Annotated in this window: 20 protein-coding genes; 12 read left to right on the top strand and 8 right to left on the bottom strand. The window is 63.0% G+C overall.

Features of this window, described 5'->3' with window-relative positions; genetic code table 11:
* Nucleotides 1-40: 40 nt before the first annotated feature.
* From AC5FRW_RS15905 to glmS, 4 genes are all read left to right on the top strand, one after another.
* Entirely contained in the window at nt 41-904 is an 864-nt protein-coding gene (locus AC5FRW_RS15905; RefSeq protein ID WP_493569445.1) for a CheF family chemotaxis protein, read from the top strand.
* A gap of 307 nt (nt 905-1,211) precedes the next feature.
* On the top strand, nt 1,212-2,072 hold the full coding sequence (locus AC5FRW_RS15900) for a CheF family chemotaxis protein (RefSeq protein WP_493569444.1): 861 nt from the start codon (nt 1,212-1,214) through the stop codon (nt 2,070-2,072).
* 150 nt (nt 2,073-2,222) lie between these two features.
* Complete coding sequence (locus AC5FRW_RS15895; protein WP_493569443.1) at nt 2,223-3,416, top strand: sugar phosphate nucleotidyltransferase; 1,194 nt, start codon at nt 2,223-2,225, stop codon at nt 3,414-3,416.
* On the top strand, nt 3,416-5,212 hold the full coding sequence (gene glmS, locus AC5FRW_RS15890; protein ID WP_493569442.1) for a glutamine--fructose-6-phosphate transaminase (isomerizing): 1,797 nt from the start codon (nt 3,416-3,418) through the stop codon (nt 5,210-5,212). Before AC5FRW_RS15895 ends, glmS begins: the two co-directional genes overlap by 1 nt.
* A 17-nt stretch (nt 5,213-5,229) precedes the next feature.
* Here glmS and AC5FRW_RS15885 read toward each other — a convergent pair whose 3' ends face one another.
* The 5 genes from AC5FRW_RS15885 to AC5FRW_RS15865 form a co-directional block, all read right to left on the bottom strand.
* Nucleotides 5,230-5,385 carry a hypothetical protein gene (locus tag AC5FRW_RS15885; protein ID WP_493569441.1) on the bottom strand — a complete coding sequence of 52 codons (156 nt, stop codon included), beginning with the start codon at nt 5,383-5,385 and terminating at the stop codon, nt 5,230-5,232.
* A 117-nt stretch (nt 5,386-5,502) separates the two neighbouring features.
* Complete coding sequence (locus AC5FRW_RS15880) at nt 5,503-6,240, bottom strand: DUF4330 family protein (protein WP_493569440.1); 738 nt, start codon at nt 6,238-6,240, stop codon at nt 5,503-5,505.
* Nucleotides 6,241-6,292: 52 nt separating this feature from the next.
* Complete coding sequence (locus tag AC5FRW_RS15875) at nt 6,293-7,711, bottom strand: sugar transferase (RefSeq protein ID WP_493569439.1); 1,419 nt, start codon at nt 7,709-7,711, stop codon at nt 6,293-6,295.
* Nucleotides 7,712-7,762: 51 nt separating this feature from the next.
* Nucleotides 7,763-8,746 carry an SDR family oxidoreductase gene (locus tag AC5FRW_RS15870; RefSeq protein WP_493569438.1) on the bottom strand — a complete coding sequence of 328 codons (984 nt, stop codon included), beginning with the start codon at nt 8,744-8,746 and terminating at the stop codon, nt 7,763-7,765.
* Between the two features lie 50 nt (nt 8,747-8,796).
* On the bottom strand, nt 8,797-9,363 hold the full coding sequence (locus tag AC5FRW_RS15865; RefSeq protein ID WP_493569437.1) for a metal-dependent hydrolase: 567 nt from the start codon (nt 9,361-9,363) through the stop codon (nt 8,797-8,799).
* Nucleotides 9,364-9,448: 85 nt separating this feature from the next.
* On the opposite strand from AC5FRW_RS15865, the gene AC5FRW_RS15860 reads away from it, so the two are divergent.
* The 5 genes from AC5FRW_RS15860 to AC5FRW_RS15840 all read left to right on the top strand — a co-directional run bounded on the left by AC5FRW_RS15860 (nt 9,449) and on the right by AC5FRW_RS15840 (nt 12,610).
* Nucleotides 9,449-9,724, top strand: coding sequence for a DUF8044 family membrane protein (locus AC5FRW_RS15860; RefSeq protein WP_493569436.1), 276 nt, complete (start codon nt 9,449-9,451; stop codon nt 9,722-9,724).
* A complete protein-coding gene (locus AC5FRW_RS15855) occupies nt 9,725-10,825 on the top strand; it encodes a DUF4350 domain-containing protein (protein WP_493569435.1) in 1,101 nt (366 codons plus the stop codon).
* 3 nt (nt 10,826-10,828) lie between these two features.
* Nucleotides 10,829-11,854 (top strand): AAA family ATPase, encoded by a 1,026-nt coding sequence (locus AC5FRW_RS15850; RefSeq protein ID WP_493569434.1) that lies wholly within the window; start codon nt 10,829-10,831, stop codon nt 11,852-11,854.
* A gap of 82 nt (nt 11,855-11,936) precedes the next feature.
* Nucleotides 11,937-12,200, top strand: a complete 264-nt coding sequence (locus AC5FRW_RS15845) for an AbrB/MazE/SpoVT family DNA-binding domain-containing protein (protein WP_493569433.1) — start codon at nt 11,937-11,939, stop codon at nt 12,198-12,200.
* Nucleotides 12,197-12,610 carry a putative toxin-antitoxin system toxin component, PIN family gene (locus tag AC5FRW_RS15840; RefSeq protein WP_493569432.1) on the top strand — a complete coding sequence of 138 codons (414 nt, stop codon included), beginning with the start codon at nt 12,197-12,199 and terminating at the stop codon, nt 12,608-12,610. The genes AC5FRW_RS15845 and AC5FRW_RS15840 overlap by 4 nt, the downstream gene beginning before the upstream one ends.
* Before the next feature lie 43 nt (nt 12,611-12,653).
* On the opposite strand, the gene AC5FRW_RS15835 is transcribed toward AC5FRW_RS15840, so the two are convergent.
* The 3 genes from AC5FRW_RS15835 to AC5FRW_RS15825 form a co-directional block, all read right to left on the bottom strand.
* Nucleotides 12,654-13,574 carry a DUF7982 domain-containing protein gene (locus tag AC5FRW_RS15835; RefSeq protein WP_493569431.1) on the bottom strand — a complete coding sequence of 307 codons (921 nt, stop codon included), beginning with the start codon at nt 13,572-13,574 and terminating at the stop codon, nt 12,654-12,656.
* A complete protein-coding gene (locus AC5FRW_RS15830; RefSeq protein WP_493569430.1) occupies nt 13,567-13,941 on the bottom strand; it encodes a DUF8163 family membrane protein in 375 nt (124 codons plus the stop codon). Before AC5FRW_RS15830 ends, AC5FRW_RS15835 begins: the two co-directional genes overlap by 8 nt.
* Nucleotides 13,942-14,028: 87 nt before the next feature.
* Nucleotides 14,029-15,441 carry a DUF58 domain-containing protein gene (locus AC5FRW_RS15825; RefSeq protein ID WP_493569429.1) on the bottom strand — a complete coding sequence of 471 codons (1,413 nt, stop codon included), beginning with the start codon at nt 15,439-15,441 and terminating at the stop codon, nt 14,029-14,031.
* A 147-nt stretch (nt 15,442-15,588) separates the two neighbouring features.
* Between AC5FRW_RS15825 and AC5FRW_RS15820 the strand changes: the two genes are divergently transcribed.
* The 3 genes from AC5FRW_RS15820 (at nt 15,589) to AC5FRW_RS15810 (ending at nt 20,267) form a co-directional block, all read left to right on the top strand.
* Entirely contained in the window at nt 15,589-17,709 is a 2,121-nt protein-coding gene (locus tag AC5FRW_RS15820) for a hypothetical protein (protein WP_493569428.1), read from the top strand.
* A 69-nt stretch (nt 17,710-17,778) separates the two neighbouring features.
* Entirely contained in the window at nt 17,779-18,804 is a 1,026-nt protein-coding gene (locus AC5FRW_RS15815; RefSeq protein WP_493569427.1) for a DUF8471 domain-containing protein, read from the top strand.
* Between the two features lie 209 nt (nt 18,805-19,013).
* Complete coding sequence (locus AC5FRW_RS15810) at nt 19,014-20,267, top strand: glycosyltransferase family 2 protein (protein ID WP_493569511.1); 1,254 nt, start codon at nt 19,014-19,016, stop codon at nt 20,265-20,267.
* The last annotated feature ends 179 nt before the right edge of the window (nt 20,268-20,446 follow it).

The raw sequence follows: 20,446 nt of genomic DNA, 5'->3' as shown, positions 1-20,446 counted from the left end.
TATATACCGGAGAGCGACAATTTCGCGTACAGACGACGCGATGAGCAGCGACGAACAGAAACTGGTCGACACCTCGGGAGACTACATGTACGTCGTCAGGGGTGGCACCCCGGTCGACGAGCCACAGTGGCGCTCCTGTCGACTCGTCTTGACCAGCAAGCGCCTCGTGCTCGCCAACAACAGCGGCAAGCAGGCGCTACCATACAGCAACATCGAGGTGATCGACCCCGAGGAGTTGCCCGATGGAGTCGACCCCGCGGGCGCGACGCCGCTTCGCATCGGCGACAACGTCGTTCTGTTCGACGCCGCAAACGTCTCCGATTTCCAACTGGAGTACTGCCGCGCGACGCTCCATGGCACCGTCATCCTCGCGAAACACCCCGCGGTCGTGGGAGGCGTGATTCAGGACGAGGCGACGTGGCGCAAGACGCGCTTTCACCTCGACGACGAGGTGATCAGTCTGGCGTTTCCCGACGGCGACCAGACGAGTTTCGCGGTCGACGACGTCGGGACGATCGATACGAGCGACCAGACCGTCATGGGCGAGTCCCGGACCGTCCTCGAAGTCGAGCACACGGACGAACAGGACCGCAGTGTCGAGACGTACTTCTCGGGGATGGACCATCACACGCGGGCGCTCCAGTCGCTGTTCGAGCGCGTCATCGAGGAACGGGAGGGCGACTACGAACTCAGCGAGACGGAAGGGCAAGTCCTGATGGCGCTGTATTCGGGTGTCTCGCCGTTCGAGATGTCCGATTTCGTCGGCATCCCCGTCGACGAAGTCGAAGAAATCTACCAGAAGCTACTGGAGGCGGGGGCCGTCGACGAGGTCCGTACCCGGACTGAGGTCAGCCTGAACGCACAGGGACGAAACATGGCGAGTGAAGCCATGAACGAGCAGTGAGACGGCAGGTGCGCATACTGTCGGCTGTAACTGTTTCAAGTTATTCGCGACCCGAGGTCACGAAACTCTTCACAGACGTACAGCCGACAGTATCAGACGGTTCTCGTGGATGGATTCCGGCAATCGTCGTCCGGGGGTTCGGCCCCCGCTCGCCCTTTCGGTGTCTCATTGACGCTGGCCTCTCCTCTGAACACGATCCTTCCGAACACACGGCAGCGACCGTCCTCAATCTCGCGCACAAAAATTGGGGCGGAAGTTATATTCCCCAGAGTGAGCAACGTGGGCGTAGCAACCCCTCGAATCTGAAATGAGTGACACGGAGAAGAAAATCTCGGACGCACGCGGGCAGTATCTACAGGCAGTCCAGGGTGGACGCGAACTCAACGACGCCGCCTGGACAGCCTGTCGGATCGTGCTGACGACCCAGCGACTGATCCTGATCGCCGACGACAAGCGCCAGATCCCGCTCCAGTCGGTCGACCGGATCGCCGACCGTTACGACGTGAACCAGCAGAGTGCGAGCGTCTCCGACTACGTCGCGCTCCACATCGGCGAGGACGTGGTCCTCGTCTCCGCGGGCGAACACGCGGAGTTCGAGACCGATCTGTACCGGGCTGCCCTCGACGGCGAGATCATCCTCGTCCAGCATCCAGCCGTCGAAGGTGGTGTCGTCCAGAGTGCGGAGTGGACGAAAGGACGGATGAAAGTCACCGCCGAGACACTGCGGCTGGCACTGGCAGACGGGCAGGCGGTCACGATCGAGCGAGCCGACATCGGCGACCTCGTGATCGAGGACAAGACCGTCTCGGGTCAGGAGCGAACGGTCATCGAGGTCGAACACACCGACGACGGCATCAGCGTCGAGACCCACCTCGCCGGCGAGGAGTTCCACGCGACGGTGCTACAGGTGATGCTCGAAGAGAGCGCCGAACGCAATCGGGCGGATCTGGACCTCTCCAGTACCGAACGGCGAGTCATCATGGCGCTGCATTCGGGCGTCTCGCCGTTCGACATCCCGAACTTCGTCGGGATCGACGTCGAAAAGACCGAAGAGATATTCGACCGACTGATCGAACTGGACGTGATCAGCGTCGTCCGCGAACGCACCGAGGTCCAGTTGACGACTAAAGGGCGACGGACGGCCGGGGAGAACATTAGCGAGCAGTGAGGCGTTGTCGAGTGCACCACAGGAAACGAGCGACGAGCGGTCGGATTTCGCCGAATGGCCGGTAGTAAACGGCTCCTACTCCCAAGCGAGAGTTCTGTGAGAACTGGTAGGAAGGACAAAACGTTCAAACCCCCACTGCATGGAGACGGTATGAGCGTTCGAACAGCTGTCGTGTTGGCGGCAGGTGAAGGAACCCGCCTGCGCCCGCTGACGCGTAATCGCCCCAAACCCATGCTCCCCGCGGCGAACCGGCCGATCCTCGAATACGTCTTCGACGCACTCATCGAGGCCGGCATCGACCGGATCACGGTCGTCGTCGGCTACAAACGCGACCGCGTGCAGGATCACTTCGGCCCGTCCTATCGTGGCGTCACGCTCACGTACGTGACACAGGAGAAGCAACTGGGGAGCGGCCACGCCCTGTTGCAGGCCCGCTCGGACGCCAGCGGGCCGGTGCTGGTCGTCAACGGCGACCGCCTCATCGACGCGCGGACCGTCAGGTCGGTGATCGACCACTTCGAGAGCGACCCGACGACGCCGGCACTGGCCGTCCTCGAACGCAGTGACGCCAGCTTTTACGGCGCTGTAGACCTGCGCGATGGTGACCTCGTCTCGATCGTCGAGAAGCCAGACACCGACGAGTATCGCCTCATCAACGGTGGGATCTACGCCTTCCCGGAGACGATCTTCGACGAGATCGAGGCGACACCGCGGGCCGACGGCGAACTGGCCCTGACCGACACCATTGCCCGCCTGATCGAGCGTGACCGGGTCCGTGCGGTCGAGACCGACGGAATGTGGGTCGACGCGACCTACCCGTGGGACCTGCTGACGGTCGCACGCGAGGTGCTGGCACGCGGGCGCGTCACGGAGACGAGTGTCGACGAGGGTGTCTGGGTCGCTGACTCCGCCCACGTCCACGAGGACGCCACGCTGCAGGCCCCGGTCGTCGTCGGCCCGGACTGTGAGATCGCCGCCGGTGCCGTCCTCGGCCCGAACACGGCCCTCGGTGCCAACGTCACCATCGGCGCGAACGCGACCGTCCAGAACACCGTCCTCGACGTCGACACCCGCGTCGACGCCGGTGCGACGCTGGTCGATACGATCACCGGACAGGACGTGGCACTCGGCGTCGAGACAGTCGTCCCCGGCGGCCCGGCCGACGTACAGGTCGGGACCGACGTGTTCGAGGATCAGGCGCTGGGAGCGGTGTTCGCAGACCGGGCGCGAACGCGGGGGAACGTCTCGGTCTCGCCGGGTACACTGGTCGGTCCGTCCGCGACCCTCCACGCGGGCGTCCACGCGTTCGGCCAGATCGAAGAGGGGTCGGAGGTGGTTCGATAATGTGTGGCATCATCGGCTGTGTCGGCCGCGAAGACGAGACGCTTGACGTACTCGTCCACGGTCTCTCGAAACTGGAGTATCGGGGCTACGACTCGGCTGGCGTCGCGCTCGGTGACGATGGGGGCGACGTGTCAGTTGCGAAGCGCGCCGGCGAGATCGACGACCTCCGGGCGAAACTGGCGGAGACGACCATCGACGGCGCGGTCGGCATCGGCCATACCCGCTGGTCGACCCACGGGCCGCCGACCGACGCGAACGCCCACCCACACCGGGACTGCACCGGCGATGTCGCAGTCGTCCACAACGGCATCATCGAGAACTACCAGGCCATCCGCGACGAACTCGTCGCCGCCGGCCACACCTTCCAGTCCGACACTGACACCGAGGTCGTCCCGCACCTGATCGAAGAGGCGCTGGCCGAGGGTGCCGACCCGATGGCCGCCCTGCGAGCGGCCGTCGACCGACTCGAAGGCAGTTTCGCCATCGCCACCGTCGTCGCCGGCACAGACGCCGTCTTCGTCGCGCGCAACGACTCGCCGCTGGTGCTTGGCGTCGACGGAGACGCCACCTACCTCGCGAGCGACGTACCCGCCTTCCGCGACTACACGGACAAGGTAGTCTATCTGGCCGACGGCGAATTTGCACGCCTCGACAGCGAGGGGTGGACGGTCACCGACGGCGACGGCAATCCCGTCGAGAAGGAAGTCGACACTGTCTCATGGGACGCCGAAGAGACCGGCAAGAGCGGCTACGACCACTTCATGCTCAAGGAGATCCACGAGCAACCGCGCGCGCTGCGCCAGTGCCTGCGCGGGCGCGTCGACGAACTTTCCGGGACTGTGGACATCGAGGACCTCGGTGATCTCTCGCCGACCGGCGTCCAGTTCGTCGCCTGCGGAACCTCCTATCACGCTGCACTGTACGGCGCACAGCTGTTCCGGCGGGCCGGCATCCCAGCCCAGACGTTCCTCGCGAGCGAGTACGCGACCTCGCCCCCGCCGATCGGTGACGCCCTCGTCGTCGGTGTCACCCAGAGCGGCGAGACCGCAGACACCCTCTCGGCCCTCCGGGAGGCGCGCCACCGCGGTGCGCGCACGCTCGCAGTGACCAACACCGTCGGTTCGACGGCCGCCCGCGAGTGTGACCACGCACTGTACATCCGCGCCGGCCCAGAAATCGGCGTCGCAGCATCCAAGACCTTCGCCTCACAGCTCGGCGCGCTGAATCTGCTGGCGCTCGGGACCGCCCCGGTCACCGACGCTCGCGAATCTATCGCCGCGCTCCGTGACCTGCCCGGACAGGTCCAAGAACTACTCGACACCTCGACCGCCAGAGCGGTCGCACAGACGTATCAGGACGCCGAAGCGTACTTCTTCATCGGTCGGGGCCACCAGCACCCCGTCGCGCTCGAAGGGGCGCTGAAAATGAAGGAGATCACCTACAAACACGCCGAGGGCTTCGCTGCGGGCGAACTGAAGCACGGCCCGCTGGCGCTGGTGACCGAGGACACGCCCGTGTTCGCGGTCGTCGTCGGTGACGACGAGAAGGCTCGCAAGACCGTCGGGAACATCAAAGAAGTCGAGGCCCGCGACGCGCCGGTCGTGGCGATCACCGACGGCCGGAGTGACGTAGAACGGTACGCTGACGAGGTGCTAGAGATTCCCGAGACACACTCCTCGGCCGCAGCAGTCCTCGCGAACGTCCAACTGCAGTTGGTGTCGTACTACACCGCGAAGGGACTCGGTCGGTCCATCGACAAGCCGCGGAATCTCGCCAAGAGCGTCACCGTCGAGTGACGTCTCGGACGGAAATCCTAGTCCCGGCCGCGAAACCGCTTCAGAAACCCCACCACTGGGCCGACGGTACGAGTCTCGGTCAGGTCGATGACGACCGTCTCCGTTTCGGATTCGCTGGTGAGCCACGTCCACGTTGCTGACGCCCGAACGACCGTCGTCAGTCGGTCTGCCACAGTGGCGAGACGAGACCGGTGATAGATCGCCGCGACCAATTGCTGGACGTGACCGAGCCGGTCGACCGCCCTTCGAAGTCACGAGTACTGGTACGCAGTGTCGAACATCCGTTTAGATCACTCCCCTTCGACCGCTCGAATCGGGCCAGACACGACGGCGTCGTCGGTGACGACGGTGACGTGATTGCCGACTCGAAGCGACATCCCACCGAAGGACAGGCCAGTGTCCCGTTTCCACCCCGTCAGCCGGATCCTGACCGGAACGCGTCCGGTGTCGGTCTTCGACTGACCGATGGAGACGACAGTCCCGACCGACTCGCCCCGATATCGAATTTGCTGTTCGGGTGAGAGGGTCTGTGCGGCCGTCTCAGCGACGCCAACCGTCACCGAGACCCGTCGAGTATCGAGTGTCGACGTATTCTGGTCCACTGCGGCCAACGCGACCGGCATCCGGTACGATCGCGTCGTCGCGTCGAACGACTCCCCACCGTACTGCTGTTGGTCGCTCACGATCATCGGTCCGTGGTGGCTGACGCGAGCGACGACGTGACCCGAACCGTTCCGGGCAAAACTTCGGTGGACATCGGTAACATTCAGCGCGTCACCGCCCCTGACCGGGACAAGGGTATCGCCAGCTGACAGCCCGGCGGCACTGCTGTCGAGCGGGACGGTGTACGAGACGGTCGCGTACCGTGTCGGCGCTTGCTGCTTCTCTGCCGGCTGTGACAGAAGCGAACCACCAGCCACGAGGACCGCGAGCATCAAGACAACGACCATCGCGTCGACGATGTTGACGACTCCGAAAAGATTCCCGTCCTCGTCGAGGAGCGAGCGTGACTCCCGAGGGCCATCCATACGCCTGCAGTTTTCGGGTACGGGCATGATTCTTTCGCTCAGCGAGACGCATTCACGTCGCGCGCAGGACCGAAACCGCGTCTGCGGCGACGAGGTAGAGCTGTCGGATAACGATCTTCGTATCCAGTGTGAGCGACTGATCGCGGATGTATTCGATGTCGTACCGAAGCTTCGCCTGCGGATCGTGTCCAGTCACGTCGTTGATCTGTGCGAGCCCAGTCAATCCCGGCTTGACGAACCAGCGGCTGCGCCACTCGGCGACGGTCGATTCGATGTTTGCGTCGAGTTCGGGACGTTCCGGCCGTGGCCCGACGACACTCATCCGGCCGATGAGGACCGACCAGAGCTGTGGAATCTCGTCGAGATGGGTCGTTCGGAGCAAGCGCCCGACGGGGGTGATGCGCGGATCGGTCTCGCCGGCGTCCGCCGGGCTGAGCGTCGCACCCGATCCCGCCTCCGCGTCGACGACCATGCTCCGAAACTTGTAGATGGTGAACGTGTTGCCAAACGAGGCCGTCCGCTGCTGGCTATAGAGGATCGGGCCCGGTGAATCGAGTCGGATCGCCGCCGCAATCACGAGTATGACAGGTGCCAGGGCGAGCAGTGAAACGCCTGCAAACACCACGTCGAACGCCCGCTTGAGCGCGTAATCTTGCAGGTCCCAAGGTGTCAGATTCGTCGTCACGAGTTCGCTGGTCGCAGTTCCATCGGCTGCGAGGACCACGTCTGCGTGGTCTCGGTGGACTTTCGCCTCGATGCCACGTTCGTGACAGGCCGAGAGCGTCCCGAAGAACTCCTCTCGATCCGGGCGCGCAAAGCCAAGTAACACCGTGTCGATATCGTGCTCGATGAGGACGCTCCGCAGCCCCGAGAGTCCGCCCAGTCGCGGGAGCGTCTCGCGCTCGACGCCACCGTCGGCGATCTTCGGGACGACGGGCTGTCGGCGGGGATCGACGCCGGCCGGGGCGACATAGCCGAGTATGTCCATCTCAGCGGCGTCGAGTAGCCGTCTCATCGCCGGGCCGTCGTCACCGACGAGGATCGCGCGTTCGGAGCGTCGGGGCCGACGACGAATAGAGACGAACAACAGCGGCATCCAGACCGCGAGGAGGGCCGTGGTCAGAATCAACGTCGTCCGTGGCAGTCGCGTCGACCAGTCGAAGTAGCCAAGCGTCGCGAGTGCGGTCGCCGCGAGGAACACGCGCTTCTGGACGAGCATGACCGTGTCGACGATCCGTCGGGGACGAGGCTTGAACAGCGGCCAGAGTGCCCCGAGGACGATCACACCCGTCGTGGCGATCTCGTCGGGGATGTTTCCCCAGTCGACCGTCACCGGTTTGAGATTGTTCACCACCGGGAGCGACGTGACGAACTGCTGTGCAGCCGGCGTGTTCGCTACGACGACAGCACAAGCGATCAGCGCTGTTGCCCCCCCGAACGCAGTGAGGCGATATCGCCACCCGGATATCACTGTCAGGTGACAAGGGTAGTACAAAATAAAAGTACTGTGGTGCTCAAACAGTCACGTTCGGACGAGTGGCTCGTACCACGCGCGTTGTGCTCGGTACCACTCGATGAACTTCGCGACCCCTTCTCGGATGGTGTAGTCAGGGTTGTATCCGATGAGTCGTTGGGCCTTCTCCGTGTTCGCGTGTGTTTGGTCGGCGTCGGCGTCGTGGCGTTCTTCGTAGATCAGATCGAGGTCTGGAGCGAGCTGGTCGCGGATCTCTTCAGCGAGAGTCCGGATCTGGATGGTGTCAGTCGAACCGACGTTGAGGACTTCACCATCGGCACTATCCTCGTGCAGGAGGGAGACGTTCGCCTCGACGATGTCGTCGATATACGTGAAATCACGGGTCTGGGTGCCGTCTCCGTAAATGATCGGTGGCTCATCGTTCAGACACCGGGAAACGAAGTTCGAGATCGCCATGTTCGGTCGCATCCGAGGGCCATAGACGGTAAAGTAGCGCAGTGCGACCGCAGGGAAGTCGTACACCTCGCTGTAGGCACACGCATAGCGTTCGGCAGCGAGTTTCGATGCACCGTACGGGCTGACCGGTGTCGTCGGGTGTGCCTCGTCGTAGGGGAGATACTGCGGGACACCGTAGACCGACGACGAGGACGCCATGACGAATCGCTCGATCCCCTCGTCGCGGCAGGCGTCGAGAACGTTGAGCGTTCCATCGACGTTGACCTCGTCGTACTTCCGTGGGTTCTCGACGCTGTAGCGGACCCCAGCCTGTGCGGCCTGATGGTAGACATAGTCTACGTCAGCGACGAGATCAGCGACGAGGTCACCGTCGCGAACATCTCCTTCGACGAGGTCGTACCGACCGGCACTCTCGTTTGCGGCCGTTCGACCGACTTCGACGTTGTGCTTCTTGATGTCAAGGTCGTAGAAGGGATCGAAGTTGTCGAGGACGACCACCTCGTGGCCGTCACTAACGAACCGCTCTGCCAGATGGCCGCCGATGAATCCGGCTCCCCCAGTGACGAGTATTCGCATCGTCCAGTAGGGATCCGTCAGTGAATAATAGTTCTTCGGTCTGGACGCGCTTACGATCGTCCGCTCGGGTCGATCTTCCGCTTGGCGAACGACAGCAACGTTGCCACGTCACTCACGCCCGGATAGCCATCGCGAACCCAGACGATGGTCGCCAGACCGACCAGCATCACCTCGAACGCGAAGAATGAATCGAACGAGAGGTTCGCGAAATGTGCGAGAAAACTCTTACCGATCTCCGGCTCGGGCGCGGGGAAGGCAGGCCACAGCAGATACGAGAGGTTCGCGTACTCGCCCTCGACGAGCGGGTAAAGCCCATCGGCAAAGAGGTGTGAGACGTAGCCAAGGAGAAACGCCGCCGTGACACGCTGGCGTTGTACTCGTCGAGCGAGCGTGCCGGCGACCACGGCGACGACTGCAACCGTCAGCAGCGAATGGGCGAGTGTCCGCCCACCGGGGAGGACGCCGAACGTCCAGCCCAGCGGCTTGTCGATCAGGTCCGGGAACTGCGTCCCGACGGCGAGTGCGATGGCGGCGAGTCCGGTGACACGCCGGCCGTCGAGGCGAACACCGATCGAATACACGAGATAGCCGACGGCGACGTGTCCCCAGGGCCACATATAGCGTCGAAACAGGACGGCGAACTTTGGCCTGTCGGTTCGTGTGTCGACACCTTCTAAACGTTCGGCTGGCAATTCGCAGGCGATGGTAACCCGACGCCGCCAGCAGTTCATCCACGGACAGGCCCTCTGGATGCTGTCGACGGTGCTGGTGCTTTCGGCGCTCGGGTCGATGACGCTCGATCTCTTTTTCGTGGTCTCGCTGATCGGGTTTCTCGTCATCGTCGAACTCACGGCTCCGATCAACGTCACGCCACAGTGGCGCAGTCGGCTGAAATGGCTCATCCTCGCCGGGCTGCTCGGCTTCGCGTACATCGTCGTCAGACGGATCCTCGAAATCCTCCCCCCGGGGCTGGTGTAGATGGACTGGACAGATTACCCGCGAGTGGCCCTCGTGCTGTTGCTGGTACTCACGAACGTCGGCCTGTTCGTCGCGATGAGCACGTCCGGGGTCGCATACGGCCCGTACAACGACGAGTGGGACGGCGGTGCGTCGGTACGTCAGGAAGTGCGCGAGGCGGGTGCGACACCGGAACTGGTCCGAACGACCGACGCGTACGTCACAGCCGAGACCGACAGCGTCGGGTTCGTCCTCTCGCCGACACAGTCCTACGACGCGGGGGACGTGGCTCGTCTCCGGCAGTTCGTCACCCGTGGCGAGACGCTCGTCGTCGCCGGCGAAGCGGTGAACGAGAGTGCCGAACCGAGCGCGACGAACGATCTACTGGCCGGACTTGGCGTCGAGACGCGCCTGAACGGCACGACCGTCCGTGACGCACAGAACAACTACCGGAACGGCTCGCTCCCGCGGGCGACGAACGTCTCGGCACACCCACTCGTCGACGGCGTCGACCGCCTCACACTCAACTACGGCACAGTCCTCGACGTGCCCGACGAGCGGACGGTCGGACGGGACGCGAGACCAGCAGTGCTCGTCAGCACGGCAGAGTCGTCGTACATGGATGACAACGACGACGGCGAACTCAACGACACCGAACCGCTCGGCTCGTTCCCCGTCGCGGTCGCCGAACCGGTCGGCGACGGCCGGGTCGTCGTGGTCAGCGACGCGAGCGTGTTCACGAACGCGATGCTCGAACAGCAGGGCAACGCCGCGTTCGCCCGGGCGCTGGTTGCCAACGCGACGACGGCGATGCTCGACTACTCGCACCGGCCGCCACTGGCACCGTTGACGTACTCGCTGCTGGTCGTCCGGGGAACACCGATCGTGCAGGTCGTGCTTGCAGCGCTCTCACTCGCACTGGTCGCACTCTGGGCGCGCTGGCCGGCGACGACCGCCTCGACAGTCGTTCGGCGGCGACTCGAACGAACACGGCCATCGGCCGAGAGCACCCTCGACGAGGACGACGTGGTGGCCTTCGTCCGGGAGCGCCATCCCGACTGGGAGAGCGAGCGCGTTCGTCGCGTGTCGCAACACATTATACGCCGGCGAGAGGACCAGTAGGGGATGACCGATCCGGTCGACCTCCACGCCGCGATCCGCGACGAGATGGGACAGGTCCTTATCGGCAAAGAGACGCTCGTGAAGGGACTGACGATTGCGCTATTGACTGACGGCCACATTCTACTGGAGGGCGTCCCCGGGGTCGCCAAGACGACCGTCGCGAACCTGTTCGCCGTCGCGACCGGGTTCGACTACAATCGAATCCAGATGACGCCCGATATCCTCCCGGCAGACATCACCGGCTCTGCGATCTATCGCGAGGCGACCGGCGAGTTCGAACTCCAGAAAGGGCCGGTGTTCGCGAACGTCGTCGTCGCAGACGAGATCAACCGCGCGACGCCGAAGACCCAGTCCGCACTACTGGAAGCGATGCAGGAGCGAACGGTCTCCATCGAGGGCGAGACGCTCGACCTGCCAGAGCCGTTCATCGTCGTCGCAACCCAGAACCCAATCGAGATGGAAGGCACCTACGAACTGCCCGAAGCCCAGCGGGACCGCTTCCAGTTGAAGCTCGTCGCCGACATTCCCGAGCGCGACGAGGAAGCGGAACTGCTCGACCGGTTCGACCGAGAACCGGACCTCGATCCGAGTTCCGTCTCGCAGGTCGTCGACGCAGCCGATGTCAAGGCGGCACGCGAGCAGGTCAGGGCCGTGTACGTCGACGAGACCATCAAGGAGTACATCCTCGACATCGTGGCCGCGACACGCGAGTCAGCCGAACTGGACCACGGTGGCTCGCCGCGAGCCTCGCTTGCCTTCCTCAACACCAGCAAGGCCCGGGCCGCAATCGAGGACCGGGACTACGTCATCCCCGACGACGTGAAGTCCCTCGCCGGGGCGATTCTCTCACACCGCGTCGGACTCAGCACTGACGCCGAACTGAGCAACCGGACGGCCCGCGAAGTGATCGACGACCTCGTCGCTGGCGTCGAGCCACCGGGCAGTACGTTCGAGGCCGAAGGCGATGTCGCGGCCGCCGTACAGGACGGCGGGACCGCCGACGAACCATCGGCCCGAGACGACGAGTGAATATCGTTGAGCTATTTGATCGGACAGTGGACACATCCACCGCCAGATTCAAGCCGTTGCGTAAGGAATTCTTACGCATATCATGGCTTCCGACGAACCAGAAGTAACAACAGTAACCTCGAAGGGACAGATCACGATCCCCAGTAAACTCAGGGATCAATTTGGACTCGAACAAGGGACGAAGCTCATGGTCGTCCCGACAGAGTACGGTCTCATCTTGAAGAAGGTCGACCTACCGTCGATCGAGGAGTTCCAACAGCGTGTCGAGGACCGCACGGAAACTGTTGAAATGTCTCTCGATGAGGTCACCCAGTTGGTTCACGAGGCACGAGGCAATGACGAATGAGGGCGGTTCTGGATACAAACGTACTCATCTCGGGCGTTATCGCGACTGGGACCCCACACAAACTGCTCGTCAAGGGATTCAACCACGAGTACCAGATCGTCGTCTCGGTAGAGACGCTGACGGAATTTCGCACGACGTTGTGCAAATATCCCGAACGTTTCCAGATGAGCGAAAGCGAGGTCCAACAAGAGGTCGAAACGATTCGGTATTTTGCAGAGTTCGTCGATCCCCAGGAGGATATCATCGCAGTCGAAGCAGATCCCGACGACGACAAATTCCTCGAAGCAGCCGTCGCTGGTGATGTCGACTATCTCGTCTCCGGAGACAACCATCTGCTCGATCTCGAATCATTCCGTGGGATCGATATTGTCGAACCGAGAACCATCTATGATCGGCTTGACGAGAAGTAAGTGGTAGTCCGGACGATTTTTACACAAGGGTCGATCTGAATGTTCAGTTTTCAACTGCGTCGTCGTTGCTTGCTCGTTCGTCTGTTGTCGCCTCACCGTCTGCGTCCCACGTCACCGTGATCCGGTAGTCGACGCGGTCGTCGTCGGCCTCACGCACGTCCGCTCGAACGGGTTCGTCGACGGTGCGTGCGACTGCGCTGGCGAGGATCGACGTGACCGGGTGATCGAACCGTGTCACGTCGCCGAACGCGCTCTCACCGACAGCGACGGTGATCCGTCCGCCCGTCGGGTCGACGTCGGGTGTCGCCGTCTCGACGAGTTCGAACTGTTCTGCGAGCGCGTCACAGACCTGTCCCGCGAGCGTCGCTGGATCGGCCGCGAGGCTCCCGGTGACGGCCTGCTCGAACTCGTCTGCCAGTCCGTCACCCGTCGGTTCGAGTGCGAGACCGCGACGCGACGGGTCGCCCGTGACGACGAACGAGTCGGCCAGTGCATCGGCGTCGGGAATCTCGAAGTCCTCGTGCTGGGGGACGAACAGGCGAACGTCACCGCCCTCGGTGGGGACGTACACCCGGTCGTCGCGCAGGCCCAGTTCGGCCACGATGTCGGCCTCGTTTCGTGCGAGCGCGCTGTACACCCGCCGGCCCAGCGAGGCAGGGACGAACTGTTCGGGCGACAGATAGAAGATCAGGACACCGAGGAACAGACCGGTGCCAGCGAGGGCAAAGAGGACGCTCCCCGCCGTAGGAAAGACCACGCCACCGAGCGCAGCGGCGGCACCGAGACCCGCCAGTCCCAGCGCCGTTCGCCGGTATTGCTGTTGTCGCGCACGGGTGTACTGCTCGCGCAGGCGCTGATTCTCGTCTTCGAGCAGTTCGACCTGCGCCCGGAGTTCGGTCGCGTCGAGGTCGGCGCTCGCTCGCTCGTCGGACTCCGTCGTGTCGCCAGCGAGGTCGCTACTCATCGCCGACCTCCACGAGACCGAGCGCGACCAGCTCGTAGCGATGCAGTCCGTAGGAAACGAGTGTCAGGCCACCGACGATCACGAGTGTCGCGACGAGGAGGTCCGTGACCGCGAGCACGGCCCACGTCGTCGCCGTAGCTGCGACGAAGGCCACCGCCATCGCGGGGAGTGGGTCGACGCCCGCGGTGAAAGCGATCACTGCGAGCAGCGCCACGAGGACGACGCCCGACAGGGTGGCGACGCCCACGAGTGACGGCGTCGATGGGACGACCAGGAGCGCACCGACGAAGCAGAGCGTGACCAGACCGACCGCGAGGACCGGCCACGTACGGTCGGTCCGGTGTTCGGCCGTAGCTGTTGCTGCCATTACGTACTACCCTGTGGGTCGCCGTGTTACGTTTTCTGATTCGCGTTGTCGTCGCGTGCCGTCTGGCGGGTAGTCACTGACGGGCGGTCACTGGCGAGCAGCCGAGAGGATCGCGTCGATCCGGTCGCCCGGGCCGACCTCGAAGACGGTGACACGATCCAGCGAGGTGAGTTCGCGCCGGAACTCCTCGAAGGCCGCGTACTGCTCGTAAGCCCCCTCAAGGTCGCCCAGTTCACCCGGCTCGAACAGCACGTCCGGCGCGAGAAAGACGACGACGTGATCGCCGTCCGCACGCGCGAGCTTGACGGCCTCTCGAAGCTCGGTGCGGTCGCGGTCGTCAGTAAAGAGCAACACCCACGACACACCCTTCAGCCGCGAGAGGTACGTCTCGACGGTCGCGAACAGCGAGTCCCGTTCGATGCGCTGGACGTACCCCTGGGCTGTGCCGAGATACGGTCGCAGCGTCCGCCCGAACGCCGAATCGTCGCTTCGGAGCATCGTGTTGGCCCGCTGGGCCGATCCGGGACCACGTCGTGCGCTCGCGCGGTCCTCGTCACTGGTCTTCGGTTCCAGATCATACAGCGCGTCCCGGATCGCACGATACCGATCCGCTGCGGTCGACGGTTCGATCTCACTGGTGAGACCGTCGTCGCCGACCGTGTACAACCCAAGCGGGTCGTCGAGGTCGCCGGCCCGGTGGGCGAACGCGAGCGCGACCTCGCGGAGATAGTCGAGTTTCGCCTCGCCGGGCCGGCCCCGGCCGAACCGTTCGCGGTGGTCGACCAGCAAGAGCGTCTGTCTGTCGGTCTGGACCTCGTGTTCGCGGACGTAGGCCTCGTTGAGTCTGGCCGTCGCCTTCCAGTCGATGTCGCCTGCCGAGTCGCCACTGACGTACTTTCGCAACTCTGCGGGATCGAGTCCCTCACCCAGTTCGCCCGTCGGGTGTTCGCCGAAGGTCGCGACCGCCTGATCGCCGCCCTGCCCGACGTGGAGGGTTCGCGTCGTCCGTGGCTCGACGGTCACGGTCGGCGTCGGGCCACGCTCGAACGTCTCGACGAACAGGCCCGTCGGATCACGGACCGTGACCGTCGGCTTTGGGAACGCCGCGGTGCCCGCGACCGGCCACGACACCAGAAACGTCGTCGAGGCCGGGTCGCCGCCGTCGAGCGTGACCCGCCGTGCTGTCGTCTCTGGGCCGCTTGCACTCGCGGGTGCCGACGCCGTCACCGACACCGAAAGCGGCGAAGCGGGCGCGGCCGCCCGGAGCGTCACCGGCACGTCCTCTCCCTCGGTGAGATATGCCTGCGGGAGCGAGAGGTCGACTTCGAGCGTCCGGTCGAGTCGCGTGACACGACGGACGAACAGGACCTGTGCGGCCACGAGGACCGCACCACTGCTCGCTGCACCGGCCAACAGGAGCGGCCGCTCGAACAGGATCGCAAGGAGGGCTAGCACCGAGCCGACCGCAGTGAGCGCCCAGAACCGCCGCGTCACTCGCATCGGTCCGGCAGACGTGGCTGTCGTAGTTGAACCTAGCGGTCTCGGGACAGCGGCCGGACGCGACGGCCTGTTTCGGGACCGACACAGAACTGGCCCGAGTGTCGGGAACGAAAGAGTGTTTATACGCTGACGGCCGAATCCCGTATCGTGACTGGCACCGACACCGACCGCGGGCGATTGCTCTTTGTCGCACTCATCGCGACGACAGTGCTCGTGCTCGTGGCCGGAACGATCGTCGGTGCCATCGTACCCGGTGCGTCGGTCGGGGCTGGCGACACCGACGCCGACACCGGTGCACACGCGAATCCCGAGACAGTCGAGGGCGGATCGTCGTTGAGTGCGCTCGAACGACAGATGGCCGACCGACTCGCACAGCGTGCCCGGAGTGGGTCGTTGAACATCAGTCGGGAACAGGCTGATCAGGCCCGTGAGTCCCTGGAGGGATCGGACTACGAGGAACTACTCGATCGCTACGGCGACGTGGCGAACCAAACTGGGGACTTCGAGAAATCACTGGCCTTCCGCGACGTTCGGCGCGATCAATTGGACCTCACGGCTTCGATCGACGAATACTGGCGCACCTACGACCGGTATCAGGCACTGCAAGGCAGCGGGGTGGTGACAGACCAGCCGCCACAGCGGGTTCCGGTCTGGAACGGGTATCAGGCGGAACAGCGCCGCCTCGCCCGCGAACTCGAATCCGAGTGGGACGCCGTGGAGACGAACTACACCGCTTTGCTCCGATCACAGCGGAACCTCTCGGCCATCACCGACGAGAACGTGACGACATCACTCACCGCGGTCAACAAGTCGGTGCGGACGATCAACGTCACCCAACAGCAGGTTCGCCAGCAACACCTGACCGAGACGACACTCGCCGTCCGAGCGAACGATCGACGGATTTCGTTCCACGACCCGCTCGTCCTTCGCGGCCAACTGCAGCGAGCAGACGGGACGCCAGTCGCCAGTCAGGCGGTCCAGTTTTCGATCGGTAATCAGTCGCTCGACACCCGGACCGACGATTCGGGTTCGTTCGCACTCTCCTATCGCCCGACGATGCTCCCCGAGAACGCGAGTACAGTGACTCTCGAATACGTTCCCGACCGAAACACCACACTGCTGGCCGCCGAGCAGACGCTGAACGTGACCGTCGAACAGGTCGAACCGACAGTCAGCGTCACCGTGTCACCGGCCCGTGCAGAGTACAACGAAACCATCGCCGTTGCAGGCCGCATCGGCGAGGACGGCGGCGGCGCGGCGAACGTCTCCTATCTCGTGACTGTCGCCGGTCGCGTGCTGGGATCGGGCGAAACCAACACCGATGGCTACTTGATCACGAACGTGACGCTTCCGGCTGGCGTTTCGGCGGGCGAACAGTCCGTTCGTGTCTTGCTCCCGCTGGAAGGGCGAGCAGTGGGGAGTGCGAACGGATCGACGCCACTCACCGTCGTCGACACGGAAACGAATCTGACGGCGACGGTGGCACACGCCGAGGCGAAGACGATCCGCGTCCGTGGGAATCTGACCACCGCTGATGGACTGGGAGTCGACGGCGAGCGTGTCCGGATCGTCGCCGACGGGACCGTCCTCGGATCGACGACGACAGATCCGAACGGGACGTACGAGGGACGGTTCGTCGTCCCCGACAGCGTGATCACTGCAGGTCCTTTCGACGCGACGGCGACGGTAGAGGTGGCCGCCCGCTACGACGGAAGTACGAGGAGCCTCGCCGATTCGACTGCCGGTGGCTCGGTGACGATACCGACGACGCCCGTCGGCGTTCTCCTGGCCGGTGGACTCGCTGTGCTGGTGGCACTCGGTGGCGCGCTCGCGGCGTGGCGTCGCTTCGGCGGACTGGAGCGGATGATCAGTGGTAGCGGCGACCCGTCAGTGGCCGAGCAGACACTCCTCGACGACGACGGCTACGACAGCGAGTACTCCGCGATGGAACTGTTCGACCTCGCTCTCGACTACGCGAACGACGGGCAAGAGGAGGCGGCCATTCGCGTCGGCTACGTAGCGCTTCGGTTGCGGCTGGCCGAAGAAGTCGACGGGACGGCGGGCCAGACGCCGTGGGAGTTCTACCAGACGTGTGTCACAGCAAACATCGACGAGGACGCGCTGACGGGACTGCGGGAGATGACCGATCGCTACGAGCGCGTACGGTTCACCGACGGCGGGAGTGTCGATGGGGCCGACACGTCGATTCTCGACCGTGTGGCGACGCTTTTCGACACTGAACCGGCGGCCGGCCAGCCCGCCGATTGACCGGCAGCCGGTCGGCGGTGAAGCTATGGACCGAGTGACTTTTCAGCGCGTCCGGTCGTACCGACGTGCATGGATCGATCGCCGGACGCGGATTCGCGACTGTGGCTCCTCCTGCCGCGACCGGTGCGAAATCTTCCCGCAGACCTGGCCGTGGTCGTCGTCCTCGTCGTTCTAACGAGTCTCGCGGCGACCATACCGGGCGTCCGTGAGACACCACTCCGAGTCGTGCTTGGGTTGCCAATGGTGCTGTTCGTCCCCGGGTATGCGCTCGTTGCCGTGCTGTTTCCGGAGGCCGGTGAGTCACCCTCTTCGGATGATGATGGAGAAGGTGAGCGTGACGGCATCGACGGGATCGAACGCGTCGCACTCTCCTTCGGGCTGAGTATCGCCGTCGTCCCGCTGATCGGGCTAGTGTTGAACTTCACGCCGTGGGGAATCCGACTCGTACCGATTCTCGTCGGCGTCGGTGGGTTCACGCTCGTAATGGCTGGCGTCGCTGCCCGTCGTCGTTGGGACCTGCCAGTAGAGGAACGGTTTTCGGTGCCGTATCAATCGTGGGCTCACGCCGGGTACGACGAACTCGCACACCCAGAGACGCGAGTGGACACCGTCCTTAACGTCGTCCTCGTACTGAGTGTGTTACTGGCCGCGGGTTCGGTTACCTACGCAGTGGCTGTTCCACAACAGGGAGAATCGTTCACGGAGTTCTACCTGCTCACCGAAAACGAGGACGGTGAACCCGTCGCCGACAACTATCCAACCGAATTCTCAGTTGGGAATTCACGACCGATCGTCGTCGGTATCGGGAACCACGAGCACGAATCAGTGTCTTACACCGTTGTCACCGAACTACAACAAGTATCGACCGCGAATAACGAAACGAGAGTGGTGCAAGAGCAGGAGCTGTCACGATTCGATTTGCCTCGCCTCGCTGATAACGAAACGTGGCAAACGACCCGGCAGGTCACACCGACGATGACTGGTGAGCGGCTTCGACTAGCGTTCTTGCTGTATCGTGGTTCGGTTCCCAGCTCGCCGACGGTCGAGAACGCCTACCGGGAAACCCATCTGTGGATTAACGTGAGCACAGAGTGAACAGTAATCATTGGATCTTGGTTCCCAAACCGAAGAGCAAGTTCTATGTGGTGGGCTACGTGTTTTCATTGTAATGAGTCACGCTACCCGGAGAACTCGGATGATCATAGACTCCTGTGATCGGGATCATTCGCAGCAGTGTTTCGCAGGGACACGAAACACTAGAAATCGTGAACAGTCACACAAAGACAACCACGGTGCTAGCTAGTATGTCGGCGAGACGGAACGATACCCTCTCTGACGAAACACATGCTACGTCGGACAGTACGGATAACACACTCGATACCGATATTTCGAATTTACTCTGCGGTGCGGATAGTGAACAGACCCCAGTCCTCAGTGTGGTGATGCCGACACTGAATGAAGAATCCGGGATCACGGAGTGTATCGAACGGATCAAGACGGCGATCGCTGAGATGGGAGTCTCTGCAGAGATCATCATCAGCGACAGTTCGACTGACCGGACACCAGAGATAGCCCGAGAGATGGGTGCGATCGTCGTCGAACCCGATCAGCCGGGATACGGATACGCGTACCGCTACGCGTTCAATCGGGCTCGCGGTGATTTCATCGCGATGGGCGATGCGGACACGACGTACGACTTCGAGGAACTCCCGAAACTCGTGCAAGAACTCCGTGAGCAGGATGCCGATATGGTCATGGGGAGCCGGTTCGCGGGAGAGATCAAATCCGGTGCAATGCCACCGCTGCATCAGTATATCGGCAATCCTGCGTTGACAAAGTTCCTCAACGTGTTCTACGATACCGATGTAAGTGACGCCCACAGCGGGTTCCGAGTATTCACTCGTGAGGCGTTCGACGAACTCGACGTCACGACTGACGGGATGGAGTTCGCCAGCGAGATGATCATGGAAGCCGGTGCGAACGACCTCTCGATCGCAGAGGTACCGATCACCTACCACGAACGAGAAGGTGAAGCGACGTTAGATAGTTTCAGCGACGGCTGGCGTCACGTGAAGTTCATGCTCCAGAACGCACCGGGCTATCTGTTTTCCCTCCCGGGTGCCGTACTGTTCGTCGTTGGACTGTTGATCATGGGAGGTGCGTTCTTCTCTATCGAGCTGACGAGTCTCGCCGACGGTCCGGTTCAGATTGGCATTCGGTCTATGATTGCGGGCAGTCTGCTGACTATCGTCGGATATCAGATCGGTTCACTGGGCGTGTTTGCGACAGTCGCAAGCGATCCGATCCGCCGCCCCGACGATGCGATTACGAATTGGCTCGTGAATCATTTAACGCTAGAATCCGGAGCTACCGTCGGTTCTATTGTCTTAGTCGCTGGTGCTGCGTACGCTAGTTACTTGATCGTCCAATGGTGGACGCTGGGATACGGAATCCTCCCACCCCTCACCCACGACGTGCTTGCGTTTACACTGATCGTTCTGGGTGTGCAGACTGTCTTCTCGTCGTTCTTTATGAGTACGATTACTGAACATCGATAGGATCAGGTGAGCCCGTTTATGATTGGTCATTTTGATTAGCATTTATCTGCGTATTGGCTTAGAGTAGATATTTACCTGCTCGAGGCAACATCCGGGTGTAAATCTCGCCTCAATCTCAACATCCTCCCGCAGTCTGTCGATTATTCGTCCCGTGTAAATCCGAGGTAAAACGTATGTTG

It is taken from the genome of Halomicrobium sp. HArcht3-1 (genome assembly GCF_058933345.1).
The sequence above is the reverse complement of the archived record's forward strand: the minus strand, read 5'-3'. Positions and strand labels throughout refer to the sequence as shown.

Excerpts from the sequence above, each read along its gene's own strand:
- AC5FRW_RS15830 (WP_493569430.1), bottom strand. The coding sequence starts at position 13,941 with ATGGCAGCAACAGCTACGGCCGAACACCGGACCGACCGTACGTGGCCG.
- AC5FRW_RS15825 (WP_493569429.1), bottom strand. The coding sequence starts at position 15,441 with ATGCGAGTGACGCGGCGGTTCTGGGCGCTCACTGCGGTCGGCTCGGTG.
- AC5FRW_RS15895 (WP_493569443.1), top strand. The coding sequence starts at position 2,223 with ATGAGCGTTCGAACAGCTGTCGTGTTGGCGGCAGGTGAAGGAACCCGC.
- AC5FRW_RS15865 (WP_493569437.1), bottom strand. The coding sequence starts at position 9,363 with ATGTGGCCCTGGGGACACGTCGCCGTCGGCTATCTCGTGTATTCGATC.
- AC5FRW_RS15870 (WP_493569438.1), bottom strand. The coding sequence starts at position 8,746 with ATGCGAATACTCGTCACTGGGGGAGCCGGATTCATCGGCGGCCATCTG.
- AC5FRW_RS15845 (WP_493569433.1), top strand. The coding sequence starts at position 11,937 with ATGGCTTCCGACGAACCAGAAGTAACAACAGTAACCTCGAAGGGACAG.
- AC5FRW_RS15835 (WP_493569431.1), bottom strand. The coding sequence starts at position 13,574 with ATGAGTAGCGACCTCGCTGGCGACACGACGGAGTCCGACGAGCGAGCG.
- AC5FRW_RS15860 (WP_493569436.1), top strand. The coding sequence starts at position 9,449 with ATGGTAACCCGACGCCGCCAGCAGTTCATCCACGGACAGGCCCTCTGG.
- glmS (WP_493569442.1), top strand. The coding sequence starts at position 3,416 with ATGTGTGGCATCATCGGCTGTGTCGGCCGCGAAGACGAGACGCTTGAC.
- AC5FRW_RS15815 (WP_493569427.1), top strand. The coding sequence starts at position 17,779 with ATGGATCGATCGCCGGACGCGGATTCGCGACTGTGGCTCCTCCTGCCG.
- AC5FRW_RS15810 (WP_493569511.1), top strand. The coding sequence starts at position 19,014 with ATGTCGGCGAGACGGAACGATACCCTCTCTGACGAAACACATGCTACG.
- AC5FRW_RS15880 (WP_493569440.1), bottom strand. The coding sequence starts at position 6,240 with ATGGATGGCCCTCGGGAGTCACGCTCGCTCCTCGACGAGGACGGGAAT.
- AC5FRW_RS15905 (WP_493569445.1), top strand. The coding sequence starts at position 41 with ATGAGCAGCGACGAACAGAAACTGGTCGACACCTCGGGAGACTACATG.
- AC5FRW_RS15855 (WP_493569435.1), top strand. The coding sequence starts at position 9,725 with ATGGACTGGACAGATTACCCGCGAGTGGCCCTCGTGCTGTTGCTGGTA.
- AC5FRW_RS15840 (WP_493569432.1), top strand. The coding sequence starts at position 12,197 with ATGAGGGCGGTTCTGGATACAAACGTACTCATCTCGGGCGTTATCGCG.
- AC5FRW_RS15900 (WP_493569444.1), top strand. The coding sequence starts at position 1,212 with ATGAGTGACACGGAGAAGAAAATCTCGGACGCACGCGGGCAGTATCTA.
- AC5FRW_RS15850 (WP_493569434.1), top strand. The coding sequence starts at position 10,829 with ATGACCGATCCGGTCGACCTCCACGCCGCGATCCGCGACGAGATGGGA.